18 protein-coding genes and 1 other annotated feature are annotated in these 17283 nt (G+C 39.5%); of the genes, 2 read left to right on the forward strand and 16 right to left on the reverse strand.

From position 1 onward, the window contains the following. Nucleotides 1–26: 26 nt before the first annotated feature. From AC1TO5_RS02695 to pyrR, 3 genes are all read right to left on the reverse strand, one after another. On the reverse strand, nt 27–1313 hold the full coding sequence (locus tag AC1TO5_RS02695; protein ID WP_482061238.1) for a dihydroorotase: 1287 nt from the start codon (nt 1311–1313) through the stop codon (nt 27–29). 149 nt (nt 1314–1462) lie between these two features. Continuing rightward, the gene (locus AC1TO5_RS02700) at nt 1463–2362 is read right to left on the reverse strand and encodes an aspartate carbamoyltransferase catalytic subunit (RefSeq protein ID WP_482061239.1); all 900 of its coding nucleotides are present in this window, start codon (nt 2360–2362) and stop codon (nt 1463–1465) included. 12 nt (nt 2363–2374) lie between these two features. Beyond that, nucleotides 2375–2905 carry a bifunctional pyr operon transcriptional regulator/uracil phosphoribosyltransferase PyrR gene (pyrR, locus tag AC1TO5_RS02705; protein WP_482061806.1) on the reverse strand — a complete coding sequence of 177 codons (531 nt, stop codon included), beginning with the start codon at nt 2903–2905 and terminating at the stop codon, nt 2375–2377. A gap of 395 nt (nt 2906–3300) precedes the next feature. On the opposite strand from pyrR, the gene AC1TO5_RS02710 reads away from it, so the two are divergent. Continuing rightward, nucleotides 3301–3735 (forward strand): SRPBCC family protein, encoded by a 435-nt coding sequence (locus AC1TO5_RS02710; protein ID WP_482061240.1) that lies wholly within the window; start codon nt 3301–3303, stop codon nt 3733–3735. Nucleotides 3736–3955: 220 nt separating this feature from the next. Here the strand turns inward: AC1TO5_RS02710 and AC1TO5_RS02715 are convergent, their stop codons facing one another. The 3 genes from AC1TO5_RS02715 to lspA form a co-directional block, all read right to left on the reverse strand. Continuing rightward, entirely contained in the window at nt 3956–5188 is a 1233-nt protein-coding gene (locus tag AC1TO5_RS02715; protein WP_482061241.1) for an LL-diaminopimelate aminotransferase, read from the reverse strand. 256 nt (nt 5189–5444) lie between these two features. Further along, a complete protein-coding gene (locus AC1TO5_RS02720) occupies nt 5445–6386 on the reverse strand; it encodes an RluA family pseudouridine synthase (protein WP_482061242.1) in 942 nt (313 codons plus the stop codon). Further along, entirely contained in the window at nt 6379–6870 is a 492-nt protein-coding gene (gene lspA, locus AC1TO5_RS02725) for a signal peptidase II (protein ID WP_482061243.1), read from the reverse strand. The genes AC1TO5_RS02720 and lspA overlap by 8 nt, the downstream gene beginning before the upstream one ends. A 258-nt stretch (nt 6871–7128) precedes the next feature. Here lspA and AC1TO5_RS02730 point away from each other — a divergent pair, with 258 nt between their 5' ends. Continuing rightward, nucleotides 7129–7824 carry a TraR/DksA C4-type zinc finger protein gene (locus AC1TO5_RS02730; RefSeq protein WP_482061244.1) on the forward strand — a complete coding sequence of 232 codons (696 nt, stop codon included), beginning with the start codon at nt 7129–7131 and terminating at the stop codon, nt 7822–7824. A 10-nt stretch (nt 7825–7834) separates the two neighbouring features. Here AC1TO5_RS02730 and AC1TO5_RS02735 read toward each other — a convergent pair whose 3' ends face one another. The 10 genes from AC1TO5_RS02735 to sigG all read right to left on the reverse strand — a co-directional run bounded on the left by AC1TO5_RS02735 (nt 7835) and on the right by sigG (nt 17209). Further along, the gene (locus tag AC1TO5_RS02735) at nt 7835–8155 is read right to left on the reverse strand and encodes a DUF5665 domain-containing protein (protein ID WP_482061245.1); all 321 of its coding nucleotides are present in this window, start codon (nt 8153–8155) and stop codon (nt 7835–7837) included. A 94-nt stretch (nt 8156–8249) separates the two neighbouring features. Further along, nucleotides 8250–11342: an isoleucine--tRNA ligase gene (gene ileS, locus AC1TO5_RS02740; protein WP_482061246.1), complete on the reverse strand. Its 3093-nt coding sequence runs from the start codon at nt 11340–11342 to the stop codon at nt 8250–8252. Nucleotides 11343–11398: 56 nt separating this feature from the next. Beyond that, nucleotides 11399–11672, reverse strand: a binding site (T-box leader). Between the two features lie 98 nt (nt 11673–11770). Continuing rightward, nucleotides 11771–12259 carry a DivIVA domain-containing protein gene (locus AC1TO5_RS02745; protein WP_482061247.1) on the reverse strand — a complete coding sequence of 163 codons (489 nt, stop codon included), beginning with the start codon at nt 12257–12259 and terminating at the stop codon, nt 11771–11773. A 228-nt stretch (nt 12260–12487) separates the two neighbouring features. Further along, complete coding sequence (locus AC1TO5_RS02750; protein ID WP_482061248.1) at nt 12488–13270, reverse strand: YlmH family RNA-binding protein; 783 nt, start codon at nt 13268–13270, stop codon at nt 12488–12490. A 12-nt stretch (nt 13271–13282) separates the two neighbouring features. Further along, complete coding sequence (locus AC1TO5_RS02755) at nt 13283–13558, reverse strand: YggT family protein (RefSeq protein WP_482061249.1); 276 nt, start codon at nt 13556–13558, stop codon at nt 13283–13285. Between the two features lie 27 nt (nt 13559–13585). Further along, entirely contained in the window at nt 13586–14038 is a 453-nt protein-coding gene (locus AC1TO5_RS02760) for a cell division protein SepF (protein WP_482061250.1), read from the reverse strand. Nucleotides 14039–14050: 12 nt separating this feature from the next. Beyond that, nucleotides 14051–14752: a YggS family pyridoxal phosphate-dependent enzyme gene (locus tag AC1TO5_RS02765; RefSeq protein ID WP_482061251.1), complete on the reverse strand. Its 702-nt coding sequence runs from the start codon at nt 14750–14752 to the stop codon at nt 14051–14053. Next, nucleotides 14749–15603, reverse strand: a complete 855-nt coding sequence (gene pgeF / locus AC1TO5_RS02770) for a peptidoglycan editing factor PgeF (protein WP_482061252.1) — start codon at nt 15601–15603, stop codon at nt 14749–14751. Before pgeF ends, AC1TO5_RS02765 begins: the two co-directional genes overlap by 4 nt. A 301-nt stretch (nt 15604–15904) precedes the next feature. Further along, nucleotides 15905–16186 carry a YlmC/YmxH family sporulation protein gene (locus tag AC1TO5_RS02775; protein WP_482061253.1) on the reverse strand — a complete coding sequence of 94 codons (282 nt, stop codon included), beginning with the start codon at nt 16184–16186 and terminating at the stop codon, nt 15905–15907. A 240-nt stretch (nt 16187–16426) separates the two neighbouring features. Beyond that, the gene (gene sigG, locus AC1TO5_RS02780) at nt 16427–17209 is read right to left on the reverse strand and encodes an RNA polymerase sporulation sigma factor SigG (protein WP_482061254.1); all 783 of its coding nucleotides are present in this window, start codon (nt 17207–17209) and stop codon (nt 16427–16429) included. Between the last annotated feature and the right edge of the window lie 74 nt (nt 17210–17283).

The raw sequence follows: 17283 nt of genomic DNA on the forward strand, positions 1-17283 counted from the left end.
GTTTCACTCCTCAAAAGTTGTACTTTCTATTCAGTCCAAACAATATTACCATTAACAATTGTTGCTACAGGCCATCCTTTAAGTTTCCAACCACCAAACGGTGTGTTGTTACTCTTAGATAGGAATGTACTAGTGTCAACCACTTGTTCATTTTCGATATCAACAATTGTAATATCAGCAGGCTTACCAATTTCAAGGCTACCTTCTTCAAGGCGGAACACTCTAGCAGGATCTTGTGTCAATCGTTTCAAGAGGAAGCCTAAAGTCCAGCGACCTGTTTCTACAAAATGTGTATAAAGTAATGGGAATGCTGTTTCCAGCCCAACAATTCCAAATGGTGCAAGGTCAACACCTTTTGCTTTTTCCTCTGCGCTATGAGGCGCATGATCCGTTACGATAATATCTATAGTACCATCCTCTAATCCTTCAAGAACAGCTGCTACATCTCGTGGTGTACGAAGTGGAGGATTCATTTTCCAATTTGCATCATCAAGCCCAGGAATGTTCTCATCAGATAAAATTAAGTGATGGGGACAAACTTCAGCAGTCACTTTAATACCAACTTGCTTCGCAAGGCGAATGAGTCGTACAGATTGTTCCGTACTTACATGACAAACATGATAATGTACGCCAGTAGCTTCTGCAAGTAATACATCTCTACCTACATGGATCGCTTCAGATTCATTTGGAATACCTTTAAGTCCATGCTTACGTGAAAACTCACCTTCAGATGCCCAAGCACCTACTACCAATGAATCATCTTCACAGTGCGCGATAACTGGCATATCAAGAGATTTTGCAAGTGCCATTGCGTCTTTCATCATTTGCGCATTTTGTACGCCTACACCATCATCTGTAAAACCGATAGCTCCAGCTTCTTTTAATGAAGCAAAGTCAGTAAGCTCACGACCAAGCTCATTTTTTGTAATAGCAGCATAAGGTAGCACTTTAACTAATTGTGCTTCTTCTGACTTGTCGATAATGTATCTCACCGTCTCAGCAGTATCAGTAACTGGTCTTGTATTAGGCATACAAGCGATCGTTGTAAAGCCGCCCTTTGCAGCTGAACGAGAACCTGTAATAATATCTTCTTTATGTGTGAAGCCTGGATCACGTAAATGTACATGCATATCGATAAAGCCTGGGGATACTAATTTACCTTGTGCATCGATAACTTCTGCACCATCAGTATTAACCGTTTCCGTTGCATCGACAATCGCTGCAATTTTACCATCGACTACTTGAATATGTTTGCTTTCCAAAGTAGCACTCGACTCATTCCAAACATTACCGTTCAAAATCCACAAAGACATTTTCATCCTCCTAAAAACTTTTCTGTTACATCTTGAGTAACTTCTTGTTAAGAAAAGTTACTTCGTAAGCATAATTCTTTTCGTTATCTCCACGATATTTCTTCTCGTAAACGAAAAGTACATCGGAAGCATAATCTACAACTTTTCTGTTATACAAGTGCGCGCTCGATAACTGCCATTCGAATCGGAACTCCATTTGACATTTGCGAGAATATTTTCGAATTTGCAGCTTCTACTAGTTCACTGTCAATCTCCACGTCTCTGTTAACTGGTGCAGGGTGCATAATAATCGCATGACTTGCCATTTGACGTGCTCGCTCAACTGTTAAACCATAGCTTTGCCGATAAGCATCCGCTGATTTCAATATTCCAGATGAATGACGTTCAAGTTGAACTCTTAGCATCATCACTACATCTGCTTTTATCGCTTCTTCCATACTTACATATTGCACATCAAGATCTTTTGCTTGCATATCGTTAGGAGCACAGAACATAACATTTGCTCCAAATTGGCGAAGTGCATACAAATTACTTCTTGCCACTCGACTGTGCAAAACATCTCCGATAATCGCTACATTCAAGCCCTTTAATGAACCGAAATGCTTTTGCATTGTATATAGATCAAGCAAAGCTTGAGTTGGATGTTCGTTGTTACCATCACCAGCGTTAATTAGCGGTACTTTAATTTTGGGTGCCATTTCTGCTAGCAAGCCAATTGGTTTCAAGCGAATAATACCCACATCGATCCCCATTGACTCTAACGTTCTAACTGTATCGTAAATGGATTCACCTTTTTCGACACTTGAAGCCGCTGCACTAAAGTTAATAACTTCCGCACCTAGTCGTTTCTCGGCAACCTCGAATGAAGTTCTAGTACGCGTACTGTTCTCAAAGAACATGTTTGCAACAAATTTTCCGTTAAGTAAGTTGTGTGTCTTATTTGCATGTTGTTCCCAGAAGGCAGCTCTGTCAAGAATAGATTGAATCTCATTTTGACTAAGATCCTTCAAACCGAGTAAACTTCGTGTTTGAGTTTGCGTAATCGTCATTAAATGGCCTCCCTAGTGAATAATCGTAACTTGATCAATACTATCAATTTCAGTAAATTGAACTTGTATCTCTTCTTGTTTAGATGTGGGAACATTTTTACCGATGAAATCTGGTCGAATAGGCAGCTCACGATGACCACGATCTACTAGCACAGCAAGCTGTACATTTTGTGGTCTACCGAAGTCCATAATGGCATCCATGGCAGCTCTGATCGTACGACCTGTGTATAGAACATCATCAAACAAAATGACTTTTTTGTTCTTAACGAGTGTTGAATCCAGCTCAGTATCACTAGGCGTATTGGAAAGCTCCACCATTATATCTACTGTTTCACTTCGATCATCACGATACTTCGTAATATCAAGCTCTCGCACTGGAACAGTTGTGCCTTCAATTTCCGAAATTCTCGCAGCTACTCGATTGGCAAGATACACACCTCTAGTCCGAATACCAACGATAATGCAATCTTCGATTCCTTTATTCTTCTCCACAATCTCATGTGCAATTCTAATTAATGCACGTCTGATTGCAGTTTCATCCATAATTACAAGACGTCCTCCTTCTGACAAGAGCATCTCACCTCCACTTTTCATTAATATGTCCATCATCTATACCGGATTGTCGCAAAGGAATAAAAAAACTCCTTGCGTCAGTCCGCAAGGAGTTGTGAGAGCAGTATCGTCCGTTAGGTTGTCTGTACCAAATAGTGCTTCCATATACAAGGAGCCTATCTTGGACACAATTCACCTATTGGCTTAACTTCACGTTACCTTGCCAACCTCACGGGGCTGAATTAAAGGTACATCTGTATTGAAAAAATTATCCCACGTTCGACATGTTTTGTCAAGAGAATCAGTGCATCAAATTTCATATCTCATTTAATAAATGATATAATATCCATGGATCTAAATTTTGTATAGTAAGGTGGGTAATTATAATGGAAGAAGATAAAAATGTAACATTAACGGTAGAGACCATCGTTCATTCACCGATTGAAAAAGTATGGAAATATTGGACGGAGCCTCAGCATATAACAAAATGGAGCTTTGCTTCCGATGACTGGCATGCACCCCATGCCGAAAATGATTTAAGGGTGGGCGGAAGTTTCCTTACAAGAATGGAAGCTAAAGATGGTAGCTTTGGATTTGATTTTGGTGGTGTTTATGATGAAGTGAAAATAAACGAGCTTATTTCTTATACTATTGGAGATGGAAGAAAAGTTACGATTACTTTTATTAGCCAAGAAAACGACACTAAAGTCATTGAAACTTTTGAAGCAGAAACGACCAATCCCCCAGAAATGCAAAAAGCCGGGTTTCAAGCTATACTAGATAACTTCAAAAGATATAGCGAAATTTCTAAAGAAGATTAGGTTCATTTGAATCAGAGACGGCTACGAGAATAATTCACCGTTCCAATCGCCGTTGTCCTCGGATTTATTGTAAAACTCATGGTACATGGTTGAAGACGGTTATTGTATGAAAGTGAGTATCGTTCAAGAAAAAGATGCTAACCGTCTGACCATGCTTCCAACCATAAATTGAGCGTAATATTCCCTTTATGCAGTTTAAACTGCATAAGTGCTACCATGATCAACGAAGCTGTTTAATACGTTCGATGGCACGTTCCGTGTTCTCACGACTACCAAAAGCAGTTAAGCGGAAATACCCTTCGCCACATTGACCAAATCCAACTCCTGGTGTTCCCACAATATTCGCTTCACTCAATAAGTAATCGAAGAAACTCCATGAATTGTAGCCTTCCGGTGTTTTCAACCAGATGTAAGGAGCATTAACTCCGCCAAATACGGAGAATCCCGCTTCACGCAGACCATCGCGAATCATTACCGCATTAGACATATAGTAATTCACTAATTCTTTAATTTGCAGTTTACCTTCTGGAGAGTAAATCGCCTCTGCACCTTTTTGCGTTACGTAGGAAACACCATTGAATTTCGTAGTGTGACGTCTATTCCATAGTTCGTTCATACTTACTGCATTGCCCAATACATCGCGACCTTGTAATTGTTGCGGTACAACCGTGTATGCACAACGGATACCAGTAAATCCAGCCGTTTTGGAGAAGCTACGGAATTCAATCGCAACTTGTTTGGCTCCTTCGATCTCATAAATACTGTGAGGAACATTATCTTCTGTAATAAAAGCTTCATAAGCAGAATCGAATAATATAATACAACCATTCTCAATCGCATAATCCACCCATACTTTAAGCTCTTCTTTGGTTAATGTCATACCTGTAGGATTATTAGGATAACATAAGTAGATCAAATCGACCTTTTCTGTAGGAAGGCTTGGCTTAAAATCATTATCAGCCGCGCAATCAAGGTAAACTATTTTTTCATAACGACCGATATCGGTAATAAATGCTCCAGCGCGACCAGCCATTACGTTTGTATCTACATAAACAGGATAGACAGGATCTTGCACCGCTACAATGCTATCCCTACTAAATATCTCTTGAATATTACCGACATCACATTTTGAACCATCACTCAAAAATACTTCATCACTATTCAACTCAACTCCGCGAACTTTGTAATCATTCGCAATGATTTCATTAATTAAGAAGGAATATCCTTGCTCTGGACCATATCCTTTGAACGTCGCTACATTAACCATATCATCAACAGCAGCATGCATTGCTTTAATAACCGCTTGCGGCAATCCTCTCGTAACATCACCAATACCAAGACTAATGACATCCGCTTGTGGATGTTGTTCCATATATTTCATTCTACGTTTTGCTATCTCTGAAAATAAATAGCTACCTTGTAGTTCAAGAAAATGCTGATTCATCGTTGTCATCTTCGTTCACCGACCCTTTACATATTATCTCTTACTGTATAAGGATAGCGTAAATTAGTCAGAAACATCATGTAGAATGTAATCAATTGTTTGTACATATTGTAGTATTTAATTTTAAAGCATCGAATAGCTATCCATGGTGAAAGTACATTTATATATGAATTTTATCAACAATCTCTTCAAGGTATTCTAATAAAAAAACTGTAGACAAACTAGAATTTCTTCTAGTTTGTCTACAGCCCTCGAAACTTGCGATCTATCGAGATCGCAAGTTTTTTAATACTTCATTAAAGTCTTCAGGTAATGGTACTTCAAACTGCAAACGCTCGCCCGTGCGAGGATGCGTGAAGCCTAAAATACCAGCATGTAATGCTTGTCCCTTTAACGGAATCGTTTTATTACGTCCATATACTGGATCACCAGCTAATGGATAGCCAATATATTTCATATGCACACGAATTTGATGCGTACGGCCAGTCTCAAGCTGTAACTCAACAATCGTATAGTCGCCGCCAATACGCTCAATAACTGAGAAGTGAGTCATCGCTTCCTTCGCGTTGACATCCGTTACAACGTATAATTTACGATCATTGGTATCTCGTCCTATTGGAGCGTCAATTGATCCTGAATCATGTGGCATATTTCCGTGGACAAGTGCAGTATAGCGTCTTGTTACAGAATGTTCTTTCAATTGTTCTGCAAGTGATACATGCGCCAAATCATTTTTGGCAACCATCAATAATCCTGTCGTATCACGGTCAATACGATGAACAATACCAGGACGCATTACCCCATTAATTCCCGATAGATCTTTACAATGATACATTAGCGCATTAACTAAGGTCCCCTTCGGATGACCTGGTGCAGGATGTACAACCATTCCTCGCGGTTTATTAATGACAATAACATCACTGTCTTCATAAATTACGTCTAACGGAATGTTTTCAGCAATAATTTCTAATACTTCTGGTTCTGGCACTTGTATAGTAATCGTATCATTTTCTTGTACTTTATAATTACTTTTGATGATCGTACCATTCACTTGGACATAGGCAGTTTTTATCCATTCTTGTACTTGAGTACGTGAAATTGCTGCATTCCCAATCGCATCCGTAATAAATTTATCAATACGTGTTCCTTGCGCCTCTTCATTAGCGATAAACTCGTAATTCTCTTGTTGTCCTGTAATATTACTCATTGTCTATAACTACCTTGCCTTTCTTCTCTTCTTTCATGCTTAGAAGTGTATCTAGCATAATAAGAATTACACCTACTACAATTGCAGAATCTGCAATATTGAATATCGGGAATGTATAGCTTCCGAAATTAAATTTGAAGAAGTCAACAACTTCACCAAAGCGTGCACGATCGATAAAGTTACCGATTGCTCCACCTAGGACAAGTCCTAAGCCTGACAATATATACACAGTTCCTGTTTTACGAACAGAGTGAGCATACCAAATAATTGCTCCAACAATAATAATGGTAATAATAATGAAAAATAGACGTTGATCTTGCAATATTCCGAACGCTGCACCGCGGTTACGATGTGATGTTATGAGAAAAAAGTCTCCAATAACGCTAAATTGATCGCCAATCTTCATATTATTAACTATCCATTTTTTGGTAATAAAATCCAAAATTAATACGACTACCGCAATAACATAATAATAAAATCGCATTCTCCCACTCCTAAAACTTTTCATTAACTTTTTTGAATTAGACTTCTTGCAAATGAAAAGTAACTTCGAAAGCATAAGCTAAAACTTTTCGTTTACTGAACAAAATAAGTGTAGCACATCCAACTTTTACAATCTAGTTTTACATTTCTTCTTCAAGATGGCGTTAATGATCTCTTATCCCAAAGATTGCTCGTACTGAAATGCACACAATTAGCAAACAATATAACCATTCCATAAAACGAAATGGTGGTGCAATACGTGAAATCAACCTTTACTTCGCAACAACTTCAGCATTTCCGTTCTATTCTTCTCGAAGATAAAAACAGTATTATACAGCAGCAACAGACTTACGCTGAAACATCTCCAATAAGTAGTCAGAGCAATATAGATGCTGAATTATCGATGTACGACAACCATCCAGCAGATCAAGCAACTGAATTATACGAACAAGAACGTGATCTTGCTATTGCTCAAGGACAATTACGTCAACTTACGCAAATCGATGATGCGTTGAATCGAATTGAAACAAGAAATTACGGAAGTTGTGTGACCTGTCAAACTGCGATAGATATCGAAAGATTAGAAGCTATACCCGAAACACTTTACTGTCAGAATCATGCTAATGTCAATCAAGTTGTTGCACCTCAATACGAATACGAACCACTATCATTCACCCAGCTCAACTATGACGACGCAGACTACACCGGATTCGATGGTGAAGACATGAGTCAAGCTTTGTGGGACTATGGAAATAGTAATCTGGCTCAGAACTCACAGATGCTTGATACTGAATTCGCAGCTGAAATCAATGAAGAGCTTCACGGTTATGTAGAACCATTAGAAAGTTTTATAGCTACAGATATAACTGGGTCACATGTTCATATCGTGCGTAATGCCGCTTATCAAGAGTATATGAAAGCTCATGAAGGCGATGAAGATTTGGAATTATTATAATTTTTTTGATTTATTCTATTTGCTTCTGTACAATTCTTACAATATCAGCGATATAATCACCGATAATTGGTAAATTAAGTGCACCTAACGCTTGCAACAACCAAACAATAAAAGTAGCAAAAAATGCCAATCCTACGGCTGAGCCTACACCTCTAGCGATGCCACCAATAAAATTGCGCCACATTAATTTCAGTGGGCGATTCATAAGCGTTACGTAATCCGCTATTTGAGTGCGCTCAAGGTCATTCGTAACTTTGACTAAGCGTTCCTCAATTGCGTCAAGAGATTGCTTTAACTTGGAGAGCTCGTCATCATCATCCGGTTTCGTCATCGTTACTCCTCCTCACCGTATCGTTCAGTTAGTTTGAATTACATCTAATAAGCCCGCTTGCCACCTAGGCAAGCGGGCTTATATTAATATAACCTTATTTGTTAATGAAAATGCTTATCGATTTATCGCCAAGCTGAATTGTCTCCATACCTTCTTTTTCAGCAAATGAAACCGATTGAACAAGCAGGTTATCTTGCAGTAGCTGATCAAATTTCTGTAGAGCCGATTGCAATTCATGATCAACATGCAATACAAGATCGATTCGTTTTTCAATTGGCAGGTCTAATTTCTTACGAGTATCCTGCACTGCGCGAATAACTTCACGAACCCAACCCTCTTGTTCTAACTCTTCCGTAATATCGGTATTAAGCGCTACAGTCACACCATTACCAGATGCTGAAGCGAAGCCTGATTTTGCTTTCTTCTCAACAAGCAACTCATCAAGTGTAACTTCTAATGCCTCACCTTCATCGGTCGTGAATGTATAGTTACCATTATTAACGATGGCACGCGTTTCTTCAGCAGACATATCCTTCAACGCATTTTGAATCGGAGAAACCTGCTTACCAAATTTACGACCAGCTACTTTAAGATTCAACTTCAAGCTGAAATCTACAAAGCCACTGTCAGAATTTTGCACAACAATTGTTTTAACGTTAATCTCGTCTTTTATAATGTCTTCATAGGATGCAACTTCAAATTCACGATCTAAAGACACGATTAGCTCTGAAAGTGGTTGACGAGTTTTGATCGCTGTCTCGTTACGTACATTACGTGCAAGCTCAACAATCACTTTCGAGCTTTCCATGTCGCGCTCAAGTTCAGCATCAATTAGATTTTCATCTGCAACCGGATAATCTCCCAGATGGACACTTTCTCCGCCACCAAGATTGCCCCATACATCATCAGCAAGCAATGGCGTATATGGCGCGATCAATTGAGACAGCGTCAGCAGTACATGACGTAATGTTTGATATGCTGCTACTTTATCTTCAGAAAGTCCACTGCCCCAGAAACGATCACGCGAGCGACGGATATACCAGTTACTTAATTCATCAACAAATACTTCGATAGATTTCGCTGGGTTCAAGAAGTCGTTCACTTCAAGACCTTTTGCCACCGTTTGAATTAGTGTATTAAGACGAGAAATAACCCAACGATCTAATTTATTAGTAGAGGCTACAGTTGCATGCTCTTCATAATTAAATCCATCTATTGAAGCATATAGCGCGTAAAATGCATGTGTATTCACGATGGTATCAATAACTTTAGATTTCGCGTCAGCTACAATACTTTTCGAGAAACGTTTACTGTTCCAAGGTGCGCTATCCGCAAGCAAAGCCCAACGGAATGCATCAGTACCGAACTCTTCGATAATTTCCCACGGATCAATAACATTCCCTTTGGATTTGGACATTTTTTGTCCGTTCTCATCAAGAATATGACCTGTAGAAAGCACTGCTTTATATGGCGCTTTACCATTGAACAGCGTAGAAACCGCAAGTAGACTATAGAACCAGCCACGAGTTTGATCGATTCCTTCGCATATGATATCAGCAGGATATTGATCCTCGAATGTAGCATGATCACCAAATGGATAATGCTGTTGCGCAAATGGCATAGAACCACTATCGAACCATACATCGATAACTTCTGAAGTACGTCTCATGACCGCACCTTCAGCAAATGGGCTTTTCAGTAAAATATCATCTACATATGGCTTGTGCAGCTCTATATCTTCTGCAACAAAGTCTACCGCACGTTCACGTAGATCAGCGATGCTGCTTGGCGCATATTGCTTGCCAGTCTCTTCGCAGATCCATACGTTAAGCGGTGTACCCCAATAACGATTACGGCTAATATTCCAATCTACTAGATCCTCAAGGAATTTACCGAAGCGTCCCTCACGGATATGACCTGGATACCATTCTACTCCCGCATTGTTGGCGATTAGTTGATCCTTCACCGCAGTTGTTTCGATAAACCAGCTTTCTGTTGCATAATACAATAGCGGTGACTTACAACGCCAGCAGAATGGATAGCTATGTTCATAACGTTCTTTATGGAACAATAGTCCTTTTTCACTCAACATCTTCACGATGTCTACATCGCAGTCCTTAACGAAGCGACCAGCCAGATCAGTAATCTCGTCGATATAGCACCCAGCATTGTTCACAACAGTTAACATACTGATGCCATTAGCACGTGCAACACGATAATCATCCTCACCATGAGCAGGTGCGATATGAACGATACCTGTACCACTAGAATCACTTACAAAGTCACCAGCAATAACGATATGACCCTTCTCGATTGATACATAGTTAAACGGAGGCTCGTAGCTACGTCCTACCAACTCACTACCCTTTAATGTGCTTTGCACTTCAAAGTTCTCTTTCATAACAGACTCAACAAGATTGGCAGCAACGATATATACTTCGCCATCTTTGGCAACACGAACATACTCTAGCTCAGCATTAACTGCTAATGCCGCGTTTGCTGGTAATGTCCAAGGTGTTGTTGTCCAAGCAAGAATATACTCGTCACCATCTGTCAATTTGAACTTAGCAGTAGCGCTTAAGTCCTTCACATCTTCATACCCTTGTGCAACTTCATGAGAGCTTAATGTCGTTTGGCAACATGGGCAATAAGGACTTACACGATGTCCGCGATACAATAGCCCCTTCTCATGAATTTTGGAAAGGATATGCCATACACTTTCGATATATTTGTTATCTAGTGTAATGTATGGATTTTCCATATCAGTCCAATAACCAATTGCTTCGGTTAATTCGCGCCACTGCTTCTCATATTCAAATACGCTATCTTTACATTTCGTAATAAATTTCTCTACACCGTATTCTTCAATCTCTTGTTTCCCAGATATACCAAGTTGTTTTTCAACGCCAAGTTCTACAGGAAGTCCATGTGTATCCCAGCCTGCTTTACGAATAACGCGGTAACCTGACATCGTACGATAACGACAAATAAAGTCTTTGATTACACGACCAAGCACATGACCAATATGCGGCTTACCATTCGCTGTTGGGGGACCTTCATAAAATACGAAATTCGGTTTACCTTCACGATTTTCGATTGATTTTTTAAATGTGTCTTGTTCTTGCCATTGTGCTAATACACGTAACTCACGAGTACGTGCACGTTCTTTAACGTCTACGCGTTGCATAGTTGAACAGCTCCTCTCATTCTTAAAAAACAAAAAAATAAACCTCGCCCCCTATGGAAAGGGACGAGGTTAGTCGCGTTACCACCCTTGTTCCGCACTGAGTCGATATGCGTTAGCATATATGATCAGAACGACACTTTGGTACGAATGCTTAATTCGTATTCCTTATATCGGAGGAAAAACCGTCTTTCCTTATTACTTATCCTACAGATAAGGTTCAGGATAGCTTCTCGGAGATGATATTTCATCTATGCCCTTGCACCGAATTTCACCAAGCATCGGCTCTCTGAGGCAGTACATACATGAACGTGTTCTCGTCATCGAATTGCAAATATCAATGATTATAACAATATTTATAGCTGATTCGTAGCACAAAGTCAATTGAAATATGTACTGACTATTTTAAGTATGATCTTTTCTAGCTACATTTATTCGTGAACTACTGCTTCTGCACGTTCCGTTCTCAACGTATCCCATGAATCTTCCGCCAATAATTCTAGTTGCGCTTCGACAAGAGTACGGAATCTCGCTCGATAGACTGACGCTTGTTTTTTCAGTTCATCCACTTCAAGTGAAACTTTACGGGATTTGTTCAAAGACTCATTAACGATTCGGTCAGCATTTTTCTCCGCTTCCTTCACGATCAATTGCGCTTCTTTCTTGGCATTGCTTCGAACTTCATCTGCAGCTTCTTGCGCGACAATAATTGCCTTGCTTAACGTATCCTCAATATTAGAGAAATGATTCAAACGCTCTTGTAATGATAGCATTTGATTTTGCATTTCTTTATTTTCACGGATAAGTGCTTCATAATCTTTAATAACTAAGTCCAAGAATTCATTTACATCATCCTCGTCATAGCCGCGAAGTCTACGTGAAAATTCTTTATTATGTATGTCCAATGGTGTCAACGGCATTGGAGCACCTCCCAAAACTTTTTGTTGCTTCTTGATTGACTTCCACAATGCAAAAAGTCTCTTCGGAAGCATTATCCTACAACTTTTTGTTGCCTCTTGATTAACTTCTACATTGCAAAAAGTCTCTTCGAAAGCATTATCCTATGGTCATTTCTAATCATACCAAAAATTGTCTAACTACGATATCAATCCATATTCGACAACGATAAGCAATATCCTGCAAAATGTCTAAATATATTTACTGATCTTTACACGGATTCTTCCTTTTTTCGTAACCCCGTCGATTTCTGTCACCTTGAACCGACCCAAACCTTTAATAGAAACAACGTCTCCTTCTTTCAATTGCTTGGAAGGATCTTCTTCTGCTTTCCAATTCACGCGACAACGACCTGCCTTAATTGGATCAACGATTTTAGCTCGACTTACACGGTATGCATCACTAGAAATACCATCTAATCTTAAAGAAGCAACAGTAAAGCTCAATTCCTCGAACTTAGCCACGACAGGTTGTAGCTGCTCAATCGAGATAATATCAGTTAACACGTTCAAACGATGTACTTGTCTAAATCCAATATCAAGAAATTGAGCCATTTCTGAAGTGACAACGATATGACAGAAATCATCATGCTGATGTATATCGCCAACTCGATCTCGCTTAATTCCGAGTCCGATTAATGCTCCGAGGAAATCACCATGATCTAATTCATGGAACTTCTCGCTTTGACTAGTTACTTGAAGCACTTTCAAATCTGATTCTTCATATTCAACACCACGATAGTCTGGGACGATAATCGCACGTTTGCGTTCGGCCGTCTCATGACCACCATCGAATTTCACATTAACCGAACCGATCCGATTAGCTATCGTCGTCACAATAAATTGTTGTCTCGGGTCCAAAAAATCGGTCCGTCTAAGCTCATGGAGCTCAGCGGACCGTTCTATCCATTCTTGTACACGATCAACAAAGGGCTTCTCTTCAGAATGAAAATGACTATAAAATCCGTCCTTCATATGCACTCACCTTTAATTTAATCCAGCAATTGCTTTAAGTATGAATTCAACTCCAGAATGAATGAAGCGTAATGCGATAAATGCTACGATTGGCGAAATATCAAGCATTCCTCCGATCGGCGGAATAAATCTACGGAAAATAGAAAGATAAGGCTCAACAACTTTCCCTAGAATTTGACCAACCGCGCTACCTCGTGCATTAGGAAACCACGACAATAGTATATACGCAATAATTGCGTAATTATATATCGTAAACAATATACCTACCAAACTAATAAATTCTAACAAGCTTATGTCACCTCATTCTGCTTTCAATTATCTATCAAATTGTGCATATTCTGTTATAGAACCTTGCACTTCAACTGACTCAGGAGCACATAAATAGATATTAGGACCTAACTTAGAGATCGAACCACTAAGCGCGTATACAGTACCTGATAAGAAATCTACAATACGTAACCCAAGATCACTTTGCACACGTTGCAAATTAACGACAACGGATTTGCGATTACGGATTTCATCGGCAATTGCTTGTGCCTCATCATAGCTCTTCGGCTCACATAATACCATCCGCGTATTTTTCTGAGTATGCAGACTTACAACATTGTTACCAACATTAGAGAACTGTTGATTTCTTGATTGTTTACGTGATTCAAAAGGATTCGTTTCAACTTCTTGATCATCATTTGTAGCAACACGTTCACGTTCTGTAATTTCTTCTTCCTCTTGTAAACCAAAGTAATTCATAAACTTATTAATAACACTCATTGGTCATCCTCCTTAAGTTCCAATCAGTACAGTTCCCAGTCGTACAAAAGTAGCGCCTTCTTCAATTGCGATTTCATAATCATTGGACATGCCCATCGATAGCTCCGTTACGGTACACTCGCCATTTGCCTTTGCCATCAGCTCATCACGCAATTGTCTTAATCGGCGGAAAACGGTTCTCGTTTCCTCTTTCTCTAGCTCAAAAGGAGCCATTGTCATTAAGCCAATCGGTACTATACGTGGTAGCTCTTTCAGCTGCTCTAAAAATAGCGCTACTTCAGCAGCACTCATTCCTTGCTTCGACTGCTCACCAGATACATTGACCTGAATAAAGCATTTGACAGTGATATCTAACTTTTCTGCCTGCTCTTGAATAGCTTTCGCTAACGAAAGTCGATCTAATGAATGAATGTACTCAAACTTTCCAACAATATCTTTCACTTTGTTACGTTGCAATGATCCAATAAAATGCCAAGTTGGAGTTGCTTGTCCTACTCCTGTATGTTCATGTATGTAATCCCATTTGTCTTTTGCAGTTTGCCAGCGGTTTTCGCCGATATGCAGCACGCCCGCTTCAACCGCTTCAACGGTTCTAGCTACGGAAACATACTTTGTTACCCCAATGACATTGACAGTGTCTGATTGTCTGCCAGCTCGAGAAGTGGCTTGAACAATTGTCTGCTGCACATGATGTATTCGATCCTGTATACTCATTCATTGCACACCTTTCTCGCTAGACCGATCCAGCTAGCCATTCTACCAGTTAATCCATTTTCTACACGATGACTAAAGAACAGATCAGTCCTACAGCCAGTGCATAAATTACTTAATTCGATATGAGTCGGCAATATTCCTGCTTTTATCATAATATGTCGGTTCATTTCTTTCAAGTTAATATAAGCCTTTTGCGGAGAAATAGTATTAATTACCTTGTCCAATGATTGTTTCGGTAGTTCCAGTCTAGTCCATAATGTTTCAAATTGCTCTACAACATAGCGATCCACTTCGTAGCAGCATTGATCAATCGATGGTCCAATCGCCACCAAAAGCTGCTCTGGCTCTGTTCCATAATGTAACTTCATTGCTTCAATGACCTCAATTGCGATCGCAGAAGCTGTTCCCTTCCAGCCAGCATGAGCTACTCCAATCGCTCCATGAACAGGGTCCCAGAACAATAACGGAACGCAATCTGCATAAAATGACGTTAACAATATATCGGGTTCATTCGTGATCATACCATCTGCACCTTGCAATGAATCCGACATCGCTATTCTGCCTCGCCCACGATGTTCAGCTGTCACTTTAACGACAACATTTCCGTGTACTTGCTCCGCATTCGTCCAAGCTTCGAATTCCCAGCCGATACTTTGCGTTAATAATTGACGATTGGCAATGACCGCTTCTACCTTATCATTAACATGTAATCCTATATTAAAAGAGGCATATGGCTGCTTGCTAGTGCCCCCTAATCTTGTCGTAAATCCCGTTGTTAACTGCTCACATTGTGACATCCATTTATCGAGCATTAATTGATGCGATGCTTGACCTGTAACAAATGGTTCCATCTCACTCACCTCACACTATTTCCTAGCTTCATATTCGATGCGAATATGCTACGTTAGCTCATTCATCGTTATCAAAGTTCACTTTTTGAACTACCTATTCCAATCAAAGTTCAAAAAGTGGGCTTTCAGAACCGAGCAGTTGAGACGCTACTTGAGAAAGGCGGAAGCGCAAGTGTACGTGTTTGGTACACGCGAACCGTACTTTCCAAGTTCGTTTCAAATGCGATGTCGACTAAGCTACATTAGCCTAAACATCGTTATCAAAGTTCACTTTTTGAACTCTCCCTTTAAGTGTAACGTGTTAGATGCGCGCATGCAAATCCTCCTCCTCCGTGCGAACCGACCTCGTCTCTTCCATGCGGACCAACACGACATCTGTACCGATTTTCACAATATTACGCCAGGGAATGACAATCTCAGAGCCAGCTGTCCCAAATATGCCGAACATACGCTGAACTTGAGGAATAACAATAGAATCAATCTTCCCTTGCCGTAAATCTAATTCGATATCACTAATATGCCCAAGTTTTTTACCATCTACAATATTAATAACATCTTTGGATTGGAAATCAGATATTTTCATATTACTCATCCGCCCCTTTTACAAGCTATGATCGTTTAGTATATGTATGAAAAAGTTAAAGTATATCTGACTCTAAAGCAAACCCAAATAGAATTTCAATCACCTTATGCAAAAATAGAAAAAGCTGTTTCAAGAACCATTTATGAAGGAAGCAAAACAACATGTATCTTACAATTACATATTGTAACTAATCCATTCACGAACAGTCTCAAAACAGCTATTGATGTCAATTTTTAGATTTTAAGCATTCACATATTTCTGCATTTGTTGAATCGCCGACTTTTCGAGGCGTGATACTTGTGCCTGTGAAATCCCTATTTCGTCTGCCACTTCCATCTGAGTTTTCCCCTCAAAAAACCGCATAGATAAGATCATTTTTTCACGATCATTCAAACGATGCATCGCTTCACGTAGTGCAATCTCTTCGATCCAAGTAACATCTTTATTTTTCTCGTCACTAATTTGATCAAGAACATAGATTGGATCACCGCCATCATTGAAAATAGGCTCGTACAACGACACGGGGTCTTGAATGGCATCTAGTGCAAACACTACATCTTCCTTTGGAACATTAAGTAACTGCGAAATTTCCATAACAGTCGGTTCGCGCGCAAATTTATTCGTCAAGCTATCACGAGCCTGCAAAGCTTTATACGCGATATCACGTAAGCTTCGTGAAACTCTAATTGGATTATTATCACGTAAATATCTGCGAATTTCTCCAATAATCATTGGGACAGCGTAAGTAGAGAATTTTACATTTTGACCTAGATCAAAATTATCAATAGCTTTCATTAAACCAATACAACCAACTTGAAATAAGTCATCTACAAATTCGCCTCTGTTATTAAAACGTTGTATGACACTTAGCACTAATCTTAAATTTCCGTTAACTAATTTTTCTCTCGCTCCCCACTCTTCGCGAGTTTGCAAACCAGTGAATAATTCGCGCATTTCAACGTTTGTTAGGACTGGCAGCTTAGCAGTATCTACGCCACAGATTTCAACTTTATTACGGGTCAATATCATTACCTCCCAAGGAGAAACATTAATGCTCATTATCTCCTTGGGAAATGATTTTATTCCTGTTTTGACAT

The organism is Paenibacillus sp. Y930, from assembly GCF_056786375.1.